The following is an 18,648-nucleotide window of genomic DNA, read 5'->3' as shown; positions in this document are numbered from 1 at the left end:
AACCGCCCAACATGAAATTTGCTCCATGTGCTTCATCATCGCCCCGGAAGCAGGTATGGATTGCGGATGCCTCTCGACAGTCTATCCAATCTCATCGAGCAGGAGCGAGACCAGGGCCTGCGCGGCCGCCTCGCCGATCTGCTCGGCCACTGGTGGCCCGCTCTTGGCCGCCTCATTCGACCCAAGCCCGTGCATCAGACCGCAGCCTTCTCGGCCGCCATCATCGCGCTTGCCGCAAAGATGGCAAAGGCCGACGGCGTGGCGGTGAAGGTGGAGTGCCAGACGTTCGAGCGCTTCTTCGAGCCCACGCCCGAGGAGATACCGCGCATCCGCAGCCTCTACCATCTCGCGAGCCAGGATACGGCCGGCTTCGAGATCTACGCGGAGAACGTGGCACGGATGCTCAAGGACGAGCCGGATCTCAAGATCAACGTGCTCGAATGCCTTCTGATGATCGCGTGCGCGGACGGCATCCTGCATCCGGCCGAGGAAACATTCCTGCGGACGGTCGGCGAGGCATTCGGCATCTCGTGCGACGAGTTCAAGAAGCTGCGTGCGCCGTTCGTACGGGACATGGACAACCCTTACGATGTGCTCGGGCTCGAGCCCACCGCCTCGCGGCACGCGGTGCGCGCGCGCTATCTCGAGCTGGTGCAGCGTTTCCATCCGGATCGCCTGACGGCGAGAGGCGCGCAGGCGGCGCTCATCAAGGCCGCGACCGTCAAGCTGGCCGCCATCAACGCCGCGTACGAAGCCATCGTGGCAGGCCAGCGCGCGCAAGGAGAACGTGCGTGAGCGTCGTGGACCTGATCACCCGACCGGACACGCCGCTGGTCGGCGAGTTGTTCCCCTCCCCCAACATCGAGCCGCGCAAACCCGGATACGCGCCCTCGATGCTGATCCTGCACTACACGGGCCTGCCGACGGTGGAGCGCGCGCTCGACGTTCTCTCTCGCCCGGACTGCAAGGTCTCGTGCCACTACGTGATCGACGAGAACGGCCGCATCATCCAGATGGTGGCCGAAGACTTGCGTGCCTGGCACGCGGGCGTCTCCTACTGGGGCGGGGAAACCGACATCAACTCGGCATCGATCGGCATCGAGATCCAGAATCCGGGGCACATGCTGGGCTATCCCGAGTTTCCGGCGATCCAGATGCGCGCGGTGGCGGCCCTCTCACACGATATCGTGCTGCGGCATGGCATCGCCCCTCATTACGTGCTCGCCCATTCGGACGTGGCGCCAGGCCGGAAGATAGACCCCGGCGAGAAGTTCGACTGGGCCTGGCTTGCGCGGCAGGGCGTGGGCAACTGGGTTGCACCGGCTCCGCTCGACGAGGGGGACCCGGGGCTTCAGCCCGGTTGCAGGAGCGCCGACGTGGAGCGCGCCCGGCGCCTTCTCGCCGACTACGGGTACAAAATTGATCTCAAAGGCTCTTTCGACGCGGACATGCAGACGATCGTGCGCTCCTTCCAGCTTCATTTCCGCCCGGCCCGCACCGACGGGCGGCTCGACCGCTCCACCCTGGACACGCTGTCACGGCTGGACATGCCCCGGAGCCTCAAAGACGGCCGGATTGCCTGATTAATGCTGACAATTAAAATTGGGACGTAAACGGCTTAGACTGTGCCTCTCTCATAAGGTCGAACGCTGATCTGTCGCGGGCCACGACCCTGGCCTCGCTTTGACAGATTGTTGCAATGTGGGATGACGTCCGGCCGAAGCAGAAACGAGCCAGACCGCGCGACGGGGAAGAAGAGGGAAACGCCAGATGAAGATCGTGATCGCCCCAGACTCCTTCAAGGAGAGCCTGACCTCTCTCGAGGTGGCGACCGAGCTCGAAGCGGGCCTGCGCCGCGTGTGGCCGGATGCGGACTACGTCAAGGTGCCGATGGCGGACGGCGGCGAGGGCACGGTGCAGTCGCTGGTCGATGCCACGGGCGGGCGGATCGTGAAATGCGCGGTCAGCGGTCCCTTGGGACAGAAGGTGCTTGCTTCCTACGGCCTGCTCGGCGACGGGCGCACGGCCGTGATCGAGATGGCGGAGGCCTCCGGCCTGCCGCTGGTGCCGCGCGCCGACCGCGATCCGCTGCGCGCCAGCACCTTCGGAACGGGTGAGCTCGTCGCGGACGCGATCAACCGCGGCGTTGACGAAATCATTATCGGCCTCGGCGGATCGGCCACCAACGACTGCGGCGCGGGCTTCGCCCAGGCGCTCGGCGTTCGCTTCATCGGCGCCGATGGCACCGCCATCACGGAGCCGCTCGGCGGCGGACGTCTGGACGAGGTCGTGTCCGTCGACGTGAGCGGCATCAATCCCGGCCTGTCGCGTGTAAAGGTCAACGTAGCGAGCGACGTCACCAACCCGCTCACCGGCGAGACGGGCGCGTCTGCGGTCTACGGCCCACAGAAGGGCGCGACGCCCGAGATGGTTCAGAGGCTCGACCGCAACCTCGGCCACCTGGCCGCCATCATCAAACGCGATCTCAACATCGACATCGCCGGTCAGCCGGGCGCAGGCGCGGGCGGTGGACTTGGCGCCGGCCTGCTCGCCTTCACCAACGCGACGATGAAGCGTGGCGTGGAGCTGGTGGTCGCAGCGACGAAGCTCGACGAGCACATGAAGGGCGCCTCGCTCGCCTTCACCGGCGAAGGACGCGTCGATTTTCAGACGGCCTTCGGCAAGACACCGGCAGGCGTTGCCGCTTCCGCGCGCCGGCACGGCGTTCCCGTCATCGCCATCGGCGGCGGCCTTTCGGATGATGCCAACGGCGTGTTCGCGCACGGCATCGACGGGCTCGAAGCCGCGACGTCCAATCCCATGCCGCTCGAAGTGGCGATGAAGAAGTCGCGCGAGTACTTGCAGAACGCGGCCGAGCGCGTGGCGCGCCTGATCGAGATCGGCCAGCGCGTGGCCTCGGCCTCCGCAGAGACCGCGTCGTCCGCCCCCTCCGCTCCGCAGACGGGCTCGTCCGTGGACGCCAAGTCGCTCAACGGCGCGGCTTCCGTCTCGCTCCATCCCGTCGCCAAGCGCAACAAGCCCGTAAAAAAGGCCCTGCGTGCGAAGCGAACCCAGGGGCTCACGCGCGCTGCCGTGGAATTGAGCCAGCGCCGCCGCCAGCGGCTGCAGCCGACGCTCAGCTCCTGATCCTACGGACGCCTGCCCAGCGGACACGGATAGCGCGCACAACGCGCTTGCCGGTTAACCGTGCCCGTTAACCTGCGCGGCGCTTGTAAGTTGCTGGGGCCGATCAACCTTGCAAGAACCCTGAAATTGCATGGCTAAGGCCCGTCTCAAATGGGAACGCTCCCCTCCAAACGTGATCTCCGTATAGACCTCTTTCGCGGCCTGGCCCTCGTTGTCATCTATATCGATCACATTCCCTACAATCGGTTCTCGCACCTGACGCTGAGGAATTTCGGCTTCACGAGTGCGGCCGACATCTTCGTGCTGTTGGCGGGGATCTCATTTGCGCTCGCCTATGCGCCTCGCCTCGACACGCGCGGCATCGGCCCCGTGACGGGAATGGTGGGGCGGCGCATCGTGACGATCTATGCGGCCCACATTCTCGTTCTGCTGGCCGCGCTCATGCTTCTCGTCGTCGTCAATCGCAATGCACCCCTCGATCTGTTCGTCGCGTCTCCGGCGACATGGGTCGACTACTCGTTACCCCATGCGGCAGCGATGTCGCTCGTGCTTCAATTTCAACCGCCCTACTTCGACATTCTGCCGCTCTATCTCGTGTTGCTCGCCTTCGCGCTGCCGCTGCTCTTCATGGCACGCAGCCATTGGGGGCTCGCTCTTTCGGCGTCGGCAGCGTTGTGGCTCGTAGCGGCGGTCTACGGGCTCAACTTCCCGAGCGTGCGCTCGATCGAGGGCTGGTACTTCGATCCCTTGTCTTGGCAGATCGTGTTTGCGACGGGGTTGTGCATCGGGCTTGCCAGCCTCGGCGGCGGCTCCATCTGGAAATCGCGCTGGCTATCGGCTTTGTGCATTCTCGTCATTGCCGTCTCGTTTGTGCTGGTCTTTCCGTGCCGCCATCTCGGCACGGATTCGAGCCACTGCTATCTGGGCTCGTTCTCGCAGTTCGGCGGCCTCGTGGACCGGCAGACGCCCTGGCGTTTCGTCAACACGCTGGCGTGGGTCTATCTGATCATCCGCTACGTCCCGCGCGACGCGCGCTGGCTCACCCGTCCCGCCGCCCAGGCTCTCACCCGCATGGGGCGCAACTCGCTCGCGGTGTTCTCGATCGGCACGTTGCTGTCGCTCGCGGCACGGCTCGCTTTGCCTGGGCCGGATCATAGCTGGCTCGCGCAAATCGCCATCTTCGTGACCGGCACGGCGGTGATGGCGCTCACGGCGTATCTGCTCGACAACGTGCCGCGCAACATGCCGCTCATCCCCACGCGCGCCAAATCCGTCTGACGCTCGCCGGTGCGCCCTTTGCGCGCCTGATGCAGCTCGCTCTTGACGCGAGACGCGATCGCGCCCTTATGTGCCCCTGTCAGCCGGCTGGACGGCCGCTGCCGTCTCACGACGGTGGAGGAAAGTCCGGGCTCCATGGAGACAGGGTGGCGGCTAACGGCCGCCGGGGGCGACCCCAGGGACAGTGCCACAGAAAACAAACCGCCCGGCGGGCCTCGGCCCGGCGTGGTAAGGGTGAAACGGTGCGGTAAGAGCGCACCGCGCGACTGGTAACAGGAGCGGCACGGCAAACCCCACCCGGAGCAAGACCAAATAGGGGTGGCCGCGTGCGGGGAAACCCGGCACGGAGGCGTGTCTTCAAGCCCGTCACCCGGGTTGGTTGCTCGAGGCGCCCAGCAATGGGCGTCCCAGATGAATGGCCGTTCGCGACAGAACCCGGCTTACAGGCCGGCTGGCACATACCCCCACCTCGACACGGTATGATATGGATTTGCCATAGTGTTGTTCTAACACGCGATTTCATGAATTGCTCGCTGCGGCCCAACTCTTGGCCGCGACGGGCGTTAACCCGGTGTCGGGTTCAACAGGAAGAAGGATGTAAGTGATGAAAGCGATGCTGCCTCTGGCTGCTGCCCTCGTACTCGGCGCAACGCCGCTCCTGGCTCGCGATGACAGCTTCTCGGCGGACCCGGGCCCGGCTCCGGTTCGCTCGGCCTCGAGCATCTATGAGCGGATCGCCGCCCACTATGGCCCGATGGGCCGCGACGTGAAGGAGAAGTTCCGCGACGGTCCCTGCAAGATCGAGCGCCGCTGGTGGACGGACGGCGACTACGAGGAGACCATCAAGTGCCGCGGCCCGCGTGACCGCGACTGATCCCACGCCTTGACCGCGCTGATCCTCGCCGGATCGGCGGAACCTGCATCAAGCCCGTCCGTTCCCCCTTTGCGACCCGGGAACGGACGGGCTTTTTGCGTGGCGTGCACCATAGTTCCCAGGTCGAATTGACAGGTTTATGCTTCCAGTTCTCTGATGGATCGATCAACAATTATCCGGAGGAGCAAGGTCATCATGAAACGCCTCGTGACTGCTTTGACTCTGCTCGCGGCCTCCGCCCTGCCAGCCAGCGCGGGCCGAGATTGGGACGATGACGACTACTACGAGTCCCGTCACTGGCGCGGAGAGTATCGGGCTTACTATGGAGCGCCCGCCTATCGCGCGCCGGCCTACGAGGTCTACATCCCCTACGGCTACTACTTCGCCGGGGAGCCGGAAGACTTCTACGGCCCGAACTGCACCATCGAGCGGAAGTGGCGACACGGCCGCTATAAGGAAAAGATCGAGTGCGACGACGACGATTGAGCGCCGCGCCCGCGACAAACAACAAACGCCGTCCCGAAGAGGGGCGGCGTTTTCGTTCGTGGTTGAAAGCGACGCCCGAGGTGTCCGGCGCCGGCTTGGCGTCTTTTGCCTCGCCTAGAGCGGCTTGCCTTTGCCCGTCAGCAGCCAGCGCGGGTCGAACCAGCGGTCCGCCGGGCCGTCATAGGGGAGACGCGTAATGTCCCAATGCATGATAAAGGGCGCGTAGACGTCCCAAAGGGCGGGTCCGCCGCCGATGAAGACGACGCGATCGGCAAATTCCGCGAGCACGGCTTCAGGATTTTCATGCGAGCGCGCGACGCGGAGGGTCATCTGAGCACGGGCAAAATCCGGCACGGCGCCGATGGTCTTCGGCCCGGCGATCAAAACGTGCCCGCGCGTGATCTCGAAGAAGCGCTCCACGTCTGCCCTGAACTCGGGGCGCGGATCGCCCTCCCAGGGCAGCTCGCCGTTCAATCCCAACTGACCGCTCAGGCCGATGGCGCATATGCAGCGCACGTCGCTCATTCATATCCGCGGTATCCCGCGCCTCTTTTCGTCTGCGTGTTCGCGACACCTAGTTCATCTGAGAGCGATGCTCAAGCCGTCTGATATTGCTTTCATTTGTCGAGGAACCCGTCGAGCGCCCTCAGCAGCTCCTTGGGACGCTCGTGCTGGGGCAGGTGGTGGCAGCTTTCGAGGATCTTGAGGCGGGCGCGCGGAATGGCGGCCGCCACCCGGCGCCCGGCTCTCAGCGGCACGATGGGATCCTTGCGGCACCAGACAACGAGAACGGGCTGGCTCAGCGCGCGATAGCGCTTTGCGATCTCCTTGGGACCCTCCTCGGTCACGATCGCGCGGGCGGTCGCGAGGAAAGCCGTCATGGCGGCGGGGTCGCGGTAGGGCGCGGCGTAGCCTTCCACCATCTCCTCACTCGCGTCTTCCTCGCCGCCCATGGCCTCGCGGAGCAGGAGACGCGCCATGGCTTCCGGAGACAGGGCCGAAACCAGCGTGTCCGGAAGAAGCGGGGCCTTAACGAGGTCGAAATAGCGCGGCGTGGAGCGCGGAAGGGCGGGTGCGCCGATCACAACAATCCGCGCGATGCGCGAGGTGCCGCGGATGCCCTCGGCTATGGCCGTTCGCAAGGCGACCGTGCCCCCGAACGAATGGCCGACGACGCTTACGCCTTCGAGACCGCGCTCGATGAGGAAACGCGCGACGAGGGCTGCCTGATCGTCGGCCGAGTAGGCACCGTCCTGCGGCTTGCCCGAGCGGCCGAAGCCCTTGAGATCGAGCGCGATGACGCGATAGCGGGCGGCAAGGGCGGGGGCGATCTCGTGCCAGGTGAAGCTCGACTCTCCGAGACCATGCAGGAGCAGGAGCGGCGGCCCGGCGCCCTGCTCCTCATAGTAGAGCGACACCGCCTCACGGCCAGGAACCTCAAGTGTGATCCGCTGGCCGGGCGGCGCCTCGGCGGGTGCTGCCGCCGCGACGGCGCCCATCGCGGCCGTCACCGCCGCAAGCGCAAGGGCCAGCGCCGCCCTCCTCCCTCGCCACCGCCGCACCTTCACCAGTCCATCCCTCCGTTGAGGCTCGCCTTGTCCATATCGTGCGTCCGGGCGGCTGGCGATAGAGGCCTCTTCTAGTCACTGCATTGATAAGTCTGGCTCGAATTTGTGGCGTGAAACAAGGGATGGGACCCGCCTAAATCCTTAACGATCCATTGACGCCCATACCGAACCATGGCATCCCATATATGCCCGACCGCACCGGGCACGGGCCCGTGGTAGTGGCGCCAGCTTCGAGAGAGGGCCGAAGCCCGAGCGACCGCCACGGCCCAGCCCGGAGCGGCCGGCATGGGGATTTCAATCCCCGCGCGTGAAAGTCTGACAAAAGCGTTCCGTTAGTTGCGTTGGAGATCGAGGCTCGAGAAGGGGATGGACCGCTTTGTCTCGACATTCACCAACAAGATCGACGCCAAAGGACGCGTCTCAATTCCTGCTCCGTTCCGCGGCGTGCTCGAACGCGACGGATATGCAGGCGGAATCTATTGCTACCCCTCGATCGATGCTCCTGCCCTTGATGCAGGCGGCGAAAGACTTGCGAAAAAAATCGACGGGCTTCTCTCGGGCCTGCCGGACTATTCGGACGAGCGAGACGAGCTCTCTGTCGCGCTCTACGGCGACGTCCAGGTCCTCGGGATCGACGGGGACGGGCGTATCGTCCTTCCTGAAAGCCTTCGTCGCCACGCCGGTCTTCAGGATCTCGTCACATTTGTCGGCCTTGGCGACAAGTTTCAGATGTGGGCCCCTCAAGCCTTCGAGGAGCGGCGCGCTCGGGCCCGCGAAAAGGCTCAAGAGCACAGAAAACTGTTCGGCGCGGGGAGCGGCCATCGCAGCAGCGGTGGCGACGAAGGGGCACGGGAATGACGCCCCGGCGCACCGGCTCGATACCGGTGCTCCAGGATGTGCGGGCGCATATTCCCGTGCCCCTTTCGGATCTCGTTTGAACTAGCCCTGCCGGTTTCTTTGCGGCTCGCGCTTCCGCGATAAGCGTGGTGCGGGCCGCAAAATGTCCTATAAAGCCGCCGATCATGACCGCGGCCCATCCACATCGTTCCCCTCACATCCCGGTGCTCCTCGCAGACGTCGTGGAGCAGTTGCAGCCGGTGGCGGGTGAAACCTACATCGACGGCACGTTCGGCGCGGGCGGATACACCCGCGCCATCCTCGAGGCGGCTCCCTGCCGGGTGATCGCAATCGAGCGCGATCCCACGGCTTTCGCCAACGGCCAGGCGCTCGTCGCGGAATTCGGCGGACGCCTCTCGCTCGTTCCCGAGACCTTCAGCAATATGGAAGAAGCCGCCGCTTCGGCCGGGGCCGAGCGGGTTCACGGCGTCGTGCTCGACATCGGCGTTTCCTCGATGCAGCTCGACGATCCGGCGCGCGGCTTCTCCTTCCTGCGCGACGGACCGCTCGACATGCGCATGTCGCAGAATGGCCCTTCCGCGGCCGACGTGGTCAACCACATGGACGAGGAAGACCTCGCCAACATTCTCTTCAACCTGGGCGAGGAGCGCCGCTCACGCGCCATCGCACGGGCCATCGTAAAAGCGCGCACAGAAGCGCCGATCACGACGACGAAGGCGCTCGCCGGCATCGTCGAGCGCGTGCTGGGGCGCGCACGCGGCGACGAGAAGCATCCGGCGACGCGGACGTTCCAGGCGCTGCGCATCCACGTCAACGACGAGTTGGGCGAGCTCGAGCGCGCGCTGGAAGCCGCGGAGCGCCTGCTCGTTCCCGGCGGACGGCTGCTGGTCGTGACCTTCCACTCGCTGGAGGACCGGATCGTCAAACACTTCCTGCAGGAGCGCTCCGGCAAGACGGCGGGCGGCTCGCGCTATCTTCCAGCGCCATCCGGCCCGGCCAGTGCACCAAGTTTCCGAATTGTTAACACTCGCGGTTTTACACCTAACAAAGAGGAAACGGACGCAAACCCGAGGGCGCGCTCGGCACGGTTGCGCGTGGGGCTCCGGACGGAGGCTCCCGCGTGGAGCGGCACTGCGCCGGGATCGCCCTTCGCCTAAGGCCCTGCGTGCGCAAGGCACGCCGCGCCATTGTCGTTGAGGTTCAACCGATGCACCCGCTTACAGTTTCGGCAGCGTTTCTCGCCATCTCCAGCGCCTTTCTGCTCTACGGGCTCTCCTACGACACACGCCAGCTCGAGGCGCGCGTCTCGGCGCAGGAGCGGCTTGCGGACAAGGCACGTGCAGATATCGCCGTGCTGAAAGCCGAGCGCGCGCATCTCGGACGGCCGAGCCGCATCGAGCCGCTGGCGCGGGCACAAGGGCTCGAGCCACTTACCGACAAGCAGATGACGGACCGCGTGCCTGACGGCGGTCTCAGCACGGGTGCGATCGCCCGCTGAGGCTCATCTAGGGGGACGGACAAAACAATGCGCGGCGCGGCCAAAGGCGGAAGAAGGGCACGCTCTTCGGAGCCTGCGCCCGCACGCGCGGAGGCCCACTATGGGCCGCGCGGCCGCTTCAGAACGCGCCTCGTCATGCTCGGCATGGCGGCGCTGTTCGCCTGCGTCGCGGCGCAACTCGCGCGTCTCGCCGGCAGCGGCGGGTTCGAGATGGTGGCAGCGATCACCGAGCCGATGGCGCGAAGCTATGCGCGGCCCGACATTCTCGACCGCGGCGGCCGGCTGCTCGCGACCGACATCGAAATGCCCTCCCTGTTCGCCGATCCTTCCCTGGTGCAGGGCCTCGACGACGTGACCGAGCGGCTCGGCACCGTTCTGCCGGACATGGACCAGGGCGAGCTGCGCCGCCAGCTTTCCGACCGGAACCGGCGTTTCATCTGGCTTCGCCGCGGCATCGCGCCGAAGCTTGCGCAGCAGATCCACGATCTCGGTCTTCCCGGCCTCGAGTTCCGCGACGAGTTGAGGCGCGCCTATCCGCTCGAACGGCTGGCGGGACACGTGCTCGGCTCCGTCAACATCGACAATCGCGGCGCGAGCGGCATCGAGCGCACCATCGACGAAACGGTGGGCGTCGAGCCCACACACGGCGCGCCCTCGAACGTGGGGCTGCCGGTGAGGCTCTCGCTCGATCTCGGCGTGCAGCACGCCATCGAGGACGAGCTCAAGGCTGCCATGGTGCGCTACGAGTCCAAGGGCGCCGCCGGCCTCGTGATGGACGTGCGCACGGGAGAGATGCTGGCTTCCGCCTCGCTGCCAGGGCTCGATCCTTCTCAGCCCTCCGAGGTGCTGGATCCGGCGCGCATCGACAAGATCCAGGGCGGGACGTACGAGCTGGGCTCGATCTTCAAGATCCTGACAGTCGCCATGGCGCTCGACAGCGGGAAAGCCAAGCTCGATACCGTGCTCGACGTCACCAAGCCGCTGACCGCCGGACGCTTCACCATCAAGGATCTGCACGCTTCGGGGCGCCCCCTCACCGTGTCCGAAGTATTCCTTCACTCGTCGAACGTCGGCTCGGGGATGCTCGCGCTCGCCGAGGGGCCGGAGCGGCAAAAGGCGTTTCTGGAAAAGCTCGGCCTGATGGCGCCGATGCGCACGGAAGCCGGCCCCGTCGCAGCCCCGCAGTTGCCGCCCCAGTTCGGGCGCGCCGAGCAGATCACGGTCGCCTATGGCCACGGTATGGCGGTGGCGCCGATCCAGTTCGCGGCGGCAACGGCGGCCATCATCAACGGCGGCACGAGGGTGACGCCTACGTACTTCCGCGGACGTAGCGATGCGCCCGCGAGCACGCGCGTGGTGAGCGCCGAGACGAGCAACAGCCTGCGCGGTCTGCTGCGGCGCAACGTGAGCGAGCCGATCGGAACCGGGCGGCGCGCGGATGTTCCCGGCTATCGCGTGGGCGGCAAGACCGGCACGGCAGAGATGCCGGGACGCGGGGGATACATGGAGAAGGCCGTCGTCGCCTCCTTCCTAGCCGCGTTTCCGATGGACGATCCCAAGTACCTCGTACTGGTGCTGCTGTTTGAGCCCAAGGGAACGAGCGAGTCTGCCGGAGAGGTGCTGGCCGGGCGCAATGCGGCTCCAACCGCGGGACGCGTGATCGCGCGCATCGCGCCTCTGCTCGGCGTCAAGCCGGCTGCGGACGTGGCGCAACTCCCGAATTGAGCCACACTTAACGCAATCCCAACGCTTGACCCGGATAGTTGCTGTCGCCCCCCGGCGCCCATCCCGCCGTGTTGAACAGGTCACCTTTCACGTCATGGACGATATCGAGCTCGTATCCGGCTTCGGGTCCATCGCGCGGCTTCGCGCGCTCTGGCGGAGCGTGGGCGCGCAAGCTGGCGGGCTCGGCGCATTCGACAGGTTCGATCTCGTAGAAGCCGCTGCCCGCATGGTGGAGGCGGAGGGCTCCGAACCGCTGGTCGCAATCTTCCGCCGCAACGGAGAGGCGGTCTCGCTTCTGCCGCTCAGGTGCGAGCGTCTTCTCGGCGCGCGTCTTGCCGTGCCGCTGCTTCATCCCTTGGCGCAATACACCGACGCTGTCGGCGAGGCGATCGATCCGGACGCCTTCGCGCGCCTCTGCAAAGCCGTCAGCCGCAGAGGCATCGACGTGATGCTCCTGCGGAAGGTGCGCCACGACAGCCGCCTCCACGCTGCGCTTCAACGCCATGGCCGCTCGCAACGGGCCGCCGAGCGCGCGCTTTACATCGACCTCAAGGCCCATGGCACGTTCGCGGCCTATGACGCCTCGTTCTCCGGCAGCACGCGGCGCAACCGGCGTCAGCGCAAGCAGAAGCTCGAAGCGCTGGCGGGGCCCGTCTCCTTCGAGATGCTGCGAGGCGGTGATGCGCTCGACGCTTTCGAAACGGCGCTCGGCTGGAAGCGCGCGTGGCTCGACGAGCGCGGTGTCTCTAGCCCGGTGTTCGACGGAGGACAGTGGGAAAACCTGCTGCGCAGCACCGTTGCCTCGGGCTCCGCCATCGTGTCGGCCCTCAGCGCGGGCTCGTCGCTTGCCGCAATCGAGGTGGGCTACGCGGACCGCAACACCTATGTCGCCTATCTCGGCGCATTCGATCCGCGCTTCAGCTCGGCCAGCCCCGGCCAGGAGCAGATGCTGCGCACCATCGCCTGGTGCTTCGAGCAAGGTTTCGAGCGCTACGATCTTCTCGCTCCTGCCGATGACTACAAGCGCCAATGGGCGCGCACGGACACCGGCATCGCCATCGACGACTACGCGGTCGCGCTCACCTCTGTCGGGCGTGGCGTGGCGGGCCTGCGCCGGCACGTGCGTCCGCTCGCGCGTGATATCTATCTCAGGCTCTCGCCGGAAGTGCGCTCGGCTGGAAGCCGCTATGGGATGCCGGCCGCCGCGGTGGCAGCAGCCGCCTGCGCGAGCGCGATGCTGGCCGCGATCGAGTGAGCTAACCTCGCACTCTCGACATGCCCCAAAAACAGAACCATCGGCAGCTTCCGCCGCCGATGGTTCCACCCCGATCACGCTACGGCACCCATCGGGCGGAGCCCCAGCGTGGACGGTTCGAAAGCGACGTCTCCGTTCCAGACGCCTCTCGCCGCCGAGCCACGCTTGCCCGCTACTGGGCTCGTGTCGCCCGATTGCAGCCGTCATCGATCTGTAAGAAAACGGTCGCACGGCTTCAACGTCTAAGGGGGTCTAATCCAGGTTCCGGACATGGATGGGGATTGGAAGACATTCGTTCGCCGCTATCGGTTGCGCCACGGCCTCAGTCAGGCGCGCATGGCCGACGTGATGGGTGTGGCACAGCGCACCATCTCACGGTGGGAGCGCGGCGAGGACAGTCCGTCCGTGGTGCAGCAGAAGCGCCTGCGTGACCTGGGTTGGGCACCCGCCAGCTCGCTGTTGCGCAGCCTCTCCGCCTCGATCTCGCTCTGCCCAGCGCCGCGTGCGCTGACACGAACGCCGGGCCTCACGCTGCAACGTCTCTCCGCACCCGCGCTCGCCAAGCGCCCTTCCATGGCAGACTGGATCGGCCGCGACCTGGCGCCGATCGCCACGGGCGTGCTCGAAGAGATCCTGGACGACGGCGTGCTGCAACGGGCGATCGCGAACGGCGAGATCCAGAGTCTCGTGACCACCACCCGCAGCGTTCTGCAAACGGCCGAGCACGACAGCATCGGCCTGTTCCGCACCACCATCACTTACTTCTTCCACGAAGGGACGATCTATAACGACGCCATCGGCTTCCCGGCCCCGCCGGATGCCCAGTGCGGCTATAGCCCGGTTGCGATGGACGATGCGCTGTTCGACGGGTGAGCTGCCTGCTCAAGCGCGGCGTGCGTAGACTGGAATCTCGAACGAGCACGAGAAGGGCTGCTTACTGTCCGGCGCGTCCACATGCAGCGTCCAGCGAACCCCGTTGCCCTCGCTGTCGAGCGAGTATTCCCGGCTCGCGGGCGGCACATCGATCTCGACCGGGATGCGTGCGCCCGTGCGCGAAACCATCACGAGAGAGGCGGGGATCTCGCGCTCAACGCGGGCCAGCTCCCTCACGTCGAGACGGGAGGTGGTCTTGCCGCCGGTCCTGATCCTGATCCACTTCAACTGTTCGCAGATCAAAGCGGCCCTGAGCGGCTCGACAGGCCGGGCCCGAAGGCGGGCCTCGACTGTGCCGCGAAACCTGTCACCGATGTAGGCGGGGAGCGTATCGAGGCGGAGGGTGGTCCTGCCGTAGCGCACGTGTGCCCAGGTCGCGGCGAGCGCGAAGCGAAGCGCTATCAGGCCGCAGAAGAGAAAGGCGCCGAGTAGAAAGTAAGTCCACCAGGACTCGTCCAGAGCCACGCGGATCTTGTCGCGGTTGACGGTGCCGATGAACGCGAGGGCGCCCCACCAGCCGATGTTCCAGACCCATAGCAGGGCCGTGACGCCAAGGTTCGAGTGCGTGACGCGGCGGGAGGCCCAATCCTTGCGCTGCATCCAGGGCTGGCCCGGATAGCGCGCTTCGAGCCGGGCCTGCTCAGCGTCCCAGAGGGGTTTCTTCACGTAGCGGAAATAGAAGTAGCCGAGACCGATCGCTGCAAACACCAGCCCGATGGCGATCAGCACCAACGCTTTCGGAATGCTGGCTTCACCCGAGAGGAGCTGACGCACTCCGGCGAGGATGGTGAGGCAGCCCACGGCGCCCGTCAGCGCGAACATGGCGAGGACGAAGATGACGCCGATCCATTCACCGACGGATTGAGGGCGCGCGGGCAGATCCGGCGTCGAAACGCTCGTTCTCACGGATACGCCGGTCGTGCTCTTCGCGAACCGCTTGAACTTCATGCGTTGCTACCCGACGGAGCAGGAGATCTCGCCCTCGGCGCTCAGGGTCTCGCCCTCGGAGCTGGCTTCGTCGCGGATGTGATAGACGGTGAGCTTGTAGGAGCCGCCGAACGCCGTCTCGTCGTCAGGGCTCTGGGTGGTTTCAACGACAAGCTCCACGTAGCCGTGCAAACCCGAGCCCGGCCTCTCGCGATAGAGATGAAGCTTCAGGCTATCCCCGCGAAACCAGTGATGGGCGAGGTGGTCCTTGTCGAAGGCGAGGTCGGCCAAGTCCTTCGGAGTATCTTTCAAGAGAACCTTGAGCTTGCCTTTGAAGTTGGTGAAGACCTCGCCCAGCCCGTGGCTGAACGAGCTTCCCGCCTCGAACTTCACGGAAGCATCGTTCGCCTCGCACAGGAAATCACCCGTCGCATGCGCGGGGCCGAGCGCCGCCATCATGGAAACCAGGACGGCGCCCGCGAAGCGGATCGTATAGTTCATCGAAGCCTACCCCTTCCCTCTAGGCGCGGCTCGCCAGGGCGTCGCGGCCCAGCGCCGAAAGCGCGGTCTTCACGATGTCGGGCGCGGCGAGGCCCGCGCGCTCGTACATGCGGGCCGGCGCGTCGTGATCGATGAAGACGTCGGGCAGCACCATCGAGCGCACCTTGAGGCCGCGATCGAGCAATCCCGCTTCGGCGAGGTATTGCAGCACGTGGCTGCCGAACCCGCCGATCGAGCCCTCCTCGATCATCACCAGAACCTCATGCGCCTTGGCCAAGCGCGCGACGAGATCGCGATCGAGCGGCTTCATGAAGCGCGCGTCCGCGACCGTTGTGGAAAGCCCCATGGCTCCGAGCTGGTCGGCTGCCTTCAGCGCTTCGCCGAGACGCGCGCCGAGCGACAGGATGGCGACGCTGGTGCCTTCCCGCAGGATGCGGCCCTTACCGATCTCGAAGGGAATGCCCTCCTCGGGGCGCTCGACTCCCATGCCCTCGCCGCGCGGATAGCGGAACGCGCAGGGGCGATCGTCGATTGTGGCGGCCGTGGCGACCATGTGCGTCAGCTCGGCCTCGTCGGCCGCGGCCATGATCACCATGTCGGGCAGGCAACCCAGGAACGCGAGATCGAACGAGCCTGCGTGCGTCGGCCCATCGGCGCCGACGAGGCCTGCGCGATCGATGGCGAAGCGGACGGGCAGGCGCTGGATGGCGACGTCGTGCACAACCTGGTCATAGGCGCGCTGCAGGAACGTGGAGTAGATGGCGCAGAATGGCTTAAGGCCTTCGGTTGCGAGACCGGCCGCAAATGTGACCGCGTGCTGCTCGGCGATGCCTACGTCGAAGGTGCGATCCGGAAACTCCTTGCCGAAAAGATCGAGGCCGGTGCCGTCCGGCATGGCAGCCGTGATGGCAACGACGCGCTTGTCCTTGCGGGCCTCGGTGATGAGGCTGTCGGCAAAGACGCGCGTGAAGGTGGGCGCGTTCTGCTTGGGCTTCACCTGCGCGCCGGTGACGACGTTGAAGCGGGCGACGCCGTGATACTTGTCGTCGGAGGCTTCAGCCGGGGCGTAGCCCTTGCCTTTCTTGGTGACGACGTGGACGAGCACCGGCCCCTGCTTGGTGTCGCGCACGTTCTTGAGCACGGGGAGCAGGTGGTTGAGATCGTGCCCGTCGATGGGGCCGACGTAATAGAAGCCCAGCTCCTCAAACCACATTCCGCCCTGCCAGAGGTGGCGGGTGTACTCCTCCATGCGGGCGGCGCGGCGCTCCCAGCTTTTCGGAAGGCGCTTGGCGAGCTGCTTGGCGAAATCGCGGAGTTGCAGATAAGTGCCGCTGGATGTGACGCGGGCGAGATAGGACGAGAAGGCGCCAGTGGGCGGCGCGATCGACATGTCGTTGTCGTTCAGGATGACGATCAGGCGCTCGTCGCGGGCGCCCGCGTTGTTGATCGCCTCGTAGGCCATGCCGGCGCTCATGGCGCCGTCGCCGATCACGCAGATGACGTTGTTGGTGCCGCCGTTCAGATCGCGCGCGACGGCCATACCGAGGCCAGCCGAGATCGACGTGGACGAGTGGGCCGCGCCGAACGGGTCATACTCGCTCTCGCCGCGCTTGGTGAAGCCCGAGAGGCCACCGCCCTGGCGGAGCGTGCGGATGCGATCGCGCCGCCCGGTGAGGATCTTGTGCGGATAGGACTGGTGGCCGACGTCCCAGATCAGCCGGTCCTGGGGCGTATCGAACACCCAATGGAGAGCGACCGTCAGCTCGACGACGCCGAGGCCCGCGCCGAGATGCCCGCCCGTGACCGAGACCGCCTCGATGGTCTCCTGGCGCAGCTCATCGGCAATCTGACGAAGGTCAGACTCGGGGTGCTTGCGAAGATCCTCCGGCGTCTTGATGGTATCGAGGAGCGGGGTCTTGCTCACGGCGGGACACATTCCTTCAACGATATGGGGCGTTTCGCCCAAGTGGCCGCAGCCTTGACACTCCAGCCTCGCGTTTCGGGGCACCATAGCGCCGAATGTACGGCGGATGAAGGGCCGAGGGCGGGCATTCCTCCCGCTCCCGCTGCGTCAGATGTGTGCAAAAGCGCGGACTGGCGTCCACCGGGGTTCGGAGGGGCACCAATCGGGCATCCCTCTTTCTTTTTCCGGCAGTTGCTCGGTCCGCACCTGGCAACCGGACAGCGCGGTGCGATTGCGATTTGCCCCAGGCTCCGGCGTCACTCCGGGTCGAGAGGCTCCGTGCCGCGCGGCGCGCCATCGGAACCCACGGTGAGCTTCTCCACGCGGGCCTCCGCCTGCTTCAACAGGCGGTCGCAGTGCTCGCGCAGCGCCTCGCCCCGCTCGTAGATGGTGATGCTCTCTTCAAGCTCGACATCACCGCGCTCCAGCCGGCTGACGATCGTCTCCAGCTCCTTCAGAGCGCGCTCGAAGCTCAGCTCCTTGATGTCGGCGTGATTCTTGTTCGGCGTCTTTGTCATTCCGAGCGAGCCCTTTGATTCTCCGGCCCGAATTTAGAGCCTCGAACGCCCGCACGCACGCAATGATTTCTTTAGCCACATCAATTCTTTAGCTTCCGAGATCCATGAGCGTGCGCACATGCACGGCCACCGACTTGGCGAGCGCTTCGAGATCGTAGCCACCCTCCAGCATCGAGACGATGCGGCCCTTGCAATGGGTTTCGGCCACCTTTCCGAGAGCTTCCGTCGCCCACATGAAGTCGGCCTCGACCAAACGCAGGCCGCCGAGCGGGTCGCGCTTGTGGGCATCGAACCCGGCAGAGATGAGGATCAGGTCCGGCCCGAAGTTGTGGAGTGGACCCAGGATGCGGGAGGTGAATGCGTCGCGGAAGGTCTCACCCCCATCGCCCTCGCGCAGGGGCGCATTCCAGATGTTGCCGACGCCCGTCTCCGACAGCTCGCCCGTGCCGGGGAACAGCGGCATCTGGTGGGTGGAGCCGTAGAACAGGTCCTTGTCGGACCAGAAGACGTCCTGCGTGCCGTTGCCGTGATGAACGTCGAAATCCACGACGGCGACCCGCTCTGCGCCGTGGCGGGCGCGGGTGTAGTGGGCGGCGATGGCAATGTTCGAGAACAGACAGAAGCCCATGGCCCGGTCCTTCTCGGCGTGATGCCCGGGCGGGCGCACCTGGCAGAACGCGTTCGCCACGCGGCCGCTCATCACCTCGTCCACGGCCTCGAGACCGGCGCCGACCGCGCGGATGGCTGCTTCGTAGGTGCCGCGCGACATCACGGTATCGCCGTCGATGTGGAGGGCGGCATCCCGCTTTTTCACAATCTCGGAGGTGCCTTTCATGCGGACCAGATGATCCGAGGGGTGAACGCGCAGGATCTCGTCCTCGACATCGAGACGCAGAGGCGCCTCCGCCCGCATCAAGGCGTTGTAGCTCTCGTGCGCCAGCACCTTGTCGATGGCGCGCATACGATCGGCGCGCTCCGGATGTCCCGGCCCCGTGTCGTGCTCCACGAAGGCAGGGTGGGTCAGCAGCAGTGTTGCCATAGTGAGGTCAGCCTTGGCGTTTCCCGAGTTTCTTTAATTGAGTTCCATGATAGCGGAGCCGTGGCGACTGGCCAGCGC

Annotated in this window: 19 protein-coding genes and 1 other RNA gene; 13 read left to right on the top strand and 7 right to left on the bottom strand. The window is 65.9% G+C overall.

Annotation, left to right across the window (positions count from 1 at the left end; translation table 11 throughout):
• Nucleotides 1-66: 66 nt before the first annotated feature.
• The 7 genes from F812_RS22670 to F812_RS0105330 all read left to right on the top strand — a co-directional run bounded on the left by F812_RS22670 (nucleotide 67) and on the right by F812_RS0105330 (nucleotide 5,785).
• Complete coding sequence (locus F812_RS22670) at nucleotides 67-795, top strand: TerB family tellurite resistance protein (RefSeq protein ID WP_020084932.1); 729 nt, start codon at nucleotides 67-69, stop codon at nucleotides 793-795.
• A complete protein-coding gene (locus F812_RS0105350) occupies nucleotides 792-1,583 on the top strand; it encodes an N-acetylmuramoyl-L-alanine amidase (protein WP_020084931.1) in 792 nt (263 codons plus the stop codon). The genes F812_RS22670 and F812_RS0105350 overlap by 4 nt, the downstream gene beginning before the upstream one ends.
• 187 nt (nucleotides 1,584-1,770) lie before the next feature.
• The gene (locus F812_RS0105345) at nucleotides 1,771-3,147 is read left to right on the top strand and encodes a glycerate kinase (protein WP_020084930.1); all 1,377 of its coding nucleotides are present in this window, start codon (nucleotides 1,771-1,773) and stop codon (nucleotides 3,145-3,147) included.
• A 150-nt stretch (nucleotides 3,148-3,297) separates the two neighbouring features.
• A complete protein-coding gene (locus F812_RS0105340) occupies nucleotides 3,298-4,425 on the top strand; it encodes an OpgC family protein (protein ID WP_020084929.1) in 1,128 nt (375 codons plus the stop codon).
• Nucleotides 4,426-4,504: 79 nt separating this feature from the next.
• Nucleotides 4,505-4,884: RNase P RNA component class A (gene rnpB / locus F812_RS25375), an RNA gene on the top strand.
• Between the two features lie 145 nt (nucleotides 4,885-5,029).
• A complete protein-coding gene (locus F812_RS25275; protein WP_020084928.1) occupies nucleotides 5,030-5,299 on the top strand; it encodes a hypothetical protein in 270 nt (89 codons plus the stop codon).
• 195 nt (nucleotides 5,300-5,494) lie between these two features.
• Nucleotides 5,495-5,785, top strand: coding sequence for a hypothetical protein (locus F812_RS0105330; protein ID WP_020084927.1), 291 nt, complete (start codon nucleotides 5,495-5,497; stop codon nucleotides 5,783-5,785).
• Nucleotides 5,786-5,899: 114 nt separating this feature from the next.
• Here F812_RS0105330 and F812_RS0105325 read toward each other — a convergent pair whose 3' ends face one another.
• Together F812_RS0105325 and F812_RS0105320 are read right to left on the bottom strand one after the other, a co-directional pair.
• A complete protein-coding gene (locus F812_RS0105325) occupies nucleotides 5,900-6,310 on the bottom strand; it encodes a dihydrofolate reductase (protein ID WP_020084926.1) in 411 nt (136 codons plus the stop codon).
• A 92-nt stretch (nucleotides 6,311-6,402) separates the two neighbouring features.
• On the bottom strand, nucleotides 6,403-7,353 hold the full coding sequence (locus F812_RS0105320; protein ID WP_156827271.1) for an alpha/beta fold hydrolase: 951 nt from the start codon (nucleotides 7,351-7,353) through the stop codon (nucleotides 6,403-6,405).
• 366 nt (nucleotides 7,354-7,719) lie between these two features.
• On the opposite strand from F812_RS0105320, the gene mraZ reads away from it, so the two are divergent.
• The 6 genes from mraZ to F812_RS22660 all read left to right on the top strand — a co-directional run bounded on the left by mraZ (nucleotide 7,720) and on the right by F812_RS22660 (nucleotide 13,562).
• On the top strand, nucleotides 7,720-8,211 hold the full coding sequence (mraZ, locus tag F812_RS0105315; RefSeq protein ID WP_020084924.1) for a division/cell wall cluster transcriptional repressor MraZ: 492 nt from the start codon (nucleotides 7,720-7,722) through the stop codon (nucleotides 8,209-8,211).
• A gap of 164 nt (nucleotides 8,212-8,375) precedes the next feature.
• Nucleotides 8,376-9,368, top strand: coding sequence for a 16S rRNA (cytosine(1402)-N(4))-methyltransferase RsmH (gene rsmH / locus F812_RS0105310; protein ID WP_020084923.1), 993 nt, complete (start codon nucleotides 8,376-8,378; stop codon nucleotides 9,366-9,368).
• 50 nt (nucleotides 9,369-9,418) lie between these two features.
• On the top strand, nucleotides 9,419-9,709 hold the full coding sequence (gene ftsL / locus F812_RS0105305; RefSeq protein WP_020084922.1) for a cell division protein FtsL: 291 nt from the start codon (nucleotides 9,419-9,421) through the stop codon (nucleotides 9,707-9,709).
• A gap of 27 nt (nucleotides 9,710-9,736) precedes the next feature.
• Complete coding sequence (locus tag F812_RS0105300; RefSeq protein WP_020084921.1) at nucleotides 9,737-11,434, top strand: peptidoglycan D,D-transpeptidase FtsI family protein; 1,698 nt, start codon at nucleotides 9,737-9,739, stop codon at nucleotides 11,432-11,434.
• A 94-nt stretch (nucleotides 11,435-11,528) separates the two neighbouring features.
• On the top strand, nucleotides 11,529-12,689 hold the full coding sequence (locus F812_RS0105295; protein WP_020084920.1) for a GNAT family N-acetyltransferase: 1,161 nt from the start codon (nucleotides 11,529-11,531) through the stop codon (nucleotides 12,687-12,689).
• Between the two features lie 270 nt (nucleotides 12,690-12,959).
• Nucleotides 12,960-13,562, top strand: coding sequence for a helix-turn-helix transcriptional regulator (locus F812_RS22660; protein ID WP_020084919.1), 603 nt, complete (start codon nucleotides 12,960-12,962; stop codon nucleotides 13,560-13,562).
• 9 nt (nucleotides 13,563-13,571) lie between these two features.
• Here the strand turns inward: F812_RS22660 and F812_RS0105285 are convergent, their stop codons facing one another.
• From F812_RS0105285 to F812_RS0105265, 5 genes are all read right to left on the bottom strand, one after another.
• Complete coding sequence (locus tag F812_RS0105285) at nucleotides 13,572-14,570, bottom strand: hypothetical protein (protein WP_020084918.1); 999 nt, start codon at nucleotides 14,568-14,570, stop codon at nucleotides 13,572-13,574.
• A 6-nt stretch (nucleotides 14,571-14,576) separates the two neighbouring features.
• Nucleotides 14,577-15,050, bottom strand: coding sequence for a hypothetical protein (locus F812_RS0105280; RefSeq protein WP_020084917.1), 474 nt, complete (start codon nucleotides 15,048-15,050; stop codon nucleotides 14,577-14,579).
• A 19-nt stretch (nucleotides 15,051-15,069) separates the two neighbouring features.
• Nucleotides 15,070-16,986: a 1-deoxy-D-xylulose-5-phosphate synthase gene (gene dxs / locus F812_RS0105275; RefSeq protein WP_020084916.1), complete on the bottom strand. Its 1,917-nt coding sequence runs from the start codon at nucleotides 16,984-16,986 to the stop codon at nucleotides 15,070-15,072.
• Nucleotides 16,987-17,270: 284 nt separating this feature from the next.
• The gene (locus F812_RS0105270) at nucleotides 17,271-17,531 is read right to left on the bottom strand and encodes an exodeoxyribonuclease VII small subunit (protein ID WP_020084915.1); all 261 of its coding nucleotides are present in this window, start codon (nucleotides 17,529-17,531) and stop codon (nucleotides 17,271-17,273) included.
• 88 nt (nucleotides 17,532-17,619) lie between these two features.
• On the bottom strand, nucleotides 17,620-18,570 hold the full coding sequence (locus F812_RS0105265; RefSeq protein WP_020084914.1) for a histone deacetylase family protein: 951 nt from the start codon (nucleotides 18,568-18,570) through the stop codon (nucleotides 17,620-17,622).
• Nucleotides 18,571-18,648 lie beyond the last annotated feature (78 nt).

Source organism: Hyphomicrobium zavarzinii ATCC 27496 (assembly GCF_000383415.1).
Classification (GTDB): domain Bacteria; phylum Pseudomonadota; class Alphaproteobacteria; order Rhizobiales; family Hyphomicrobiaceae; genus Hyphomicrobium_C; species Hyphomicrobium_C zavarzinii.
The sequence above is the reverse complement of the archived record's forward strand: the minus strand, read 5'-3'. Positions and strand labels throughout refer to the sequence as shown.

Excerpts from the sequence above, each read along its gene's own strand:
- F812_RS0105345 (WP_020084930.1), top strand. The coding sequence starts at position 1,771 with ATGAAGATCGTGATCGCCCCAGACTCCTTCAAGGAGAGCCTGACCTCT.
- F812_RS25275 (WP_020084928.1), top strand. The coding sequence starts at position 5,030 with ATGAAAGCGATGCTGCCTCTGGCTGCTGCCCTCGTACTCGGCGCAACG.
- F812_RS0105295 (WP_020084920.1), top strand. The coding sequence starts at position 11,529 with ATGGACGATATCGAGCTCGTATCCGGCTTCGGGTCCATCGCGCGGCTT.
- F812_RS0105270 (WP_020084915.1), bottom strand. The coding sequence starts at position 17,531 with ATGACAAAGACGCCGAACAAGAATCACGCCGACATCAAGGAGCTGAGC.
- F812_RS0105325 (WP_020084926.1), bottom strand. The coding sequence starts at position 6,310 with ATGAGCGACGTGCGCTGCATATGCGCCATCGGCCTGAGCGGTCAGTTG.
- mraZ (WP_020084924.1), top strand. The coding sequence starts at position 7,720 with ATGGACCGCTTTGTCTCGACATTCACCAACAAGATCGACGCCAAAGGA.
- F812_RS0105330 (WP_020084927.1), top strand. The coding sequence starts at position 5,495 with ATGAAACGCCTCGTGACTGCTTTGACTCTGCTCGCGGCCTCCGCCCTG.
- F812_RS0105300 (WP_020084921.1), top strand. The coding sequence starts at position 9,737 with ATGCGCGGCGCGGCCAAAGGCGGAAGAAGGGCACGCTCTTCGGAGCCT.
- dxs (WP_020084916.1), bottom strand. The coding sequence starts at position 16,986 with ATGTGTCCCGCCGTGAGCAAGACCCCGCTCCTCGATACCATCAAGACG.
- F812_RS22670 (WP_020084932.1), top strand. The coding sequence starts at position 67 with ATGCCTCTCGACAGTCTATCCAATCTCATCGAGCAGGAGCGAGACCAG.
- F812_RS0105285 (WP_020084918.1), bottom strand. The coding sequence starts at position 14,570 with ATGAAGTTCAAGCGGTTCGCGAAGAGCACGACCGGCGTATCCGTGAGA.
- F812_RS0105280 (WP_020084917.1), bottom strand. The coding sequence starts at position 15,050 with ATGAACTATACGATCCGCTTCGCGGGCGCCGTCCTGGTTTCCATGATG.
- F812_RS0105265 (WP_020084914.1), bottom strand. The coding sequence starts at position 18,570 with ATGGCAACACTGCTGCTGACCCACCCTGCCTTCGTGGAGCACGACACG.
- F812_RS22660 (WP_020084919.1), top strand. The coding sequence starts at position 12,960 with ATGGATGGGGATTGGAAGACATTCGTTCGCCGCTATCGGTTGCGCCAC.
- rsmH (WP_020084923.1), top strand. The coding sequence starts at position 8,376 with ATGACCGCGGCCCATCCACATCGTTCCCCTCACATCCCGGTGCTCCTC.
- F812_RS0105340 (WP_020084929.1), top strand. The coding sequence starts at position 3,298 with ATGGGAACGCTCCCCTCCAAACGTGATCTCCGTATAGACCTCTTTCGC.
- ftsL (WP_020084922.1), top strand. The coding sequence starts at position 9,419 with ATGCACCCGCTTACAGTTTCGGCAGCGTTTCTCGCCATCTCCAGCGCC.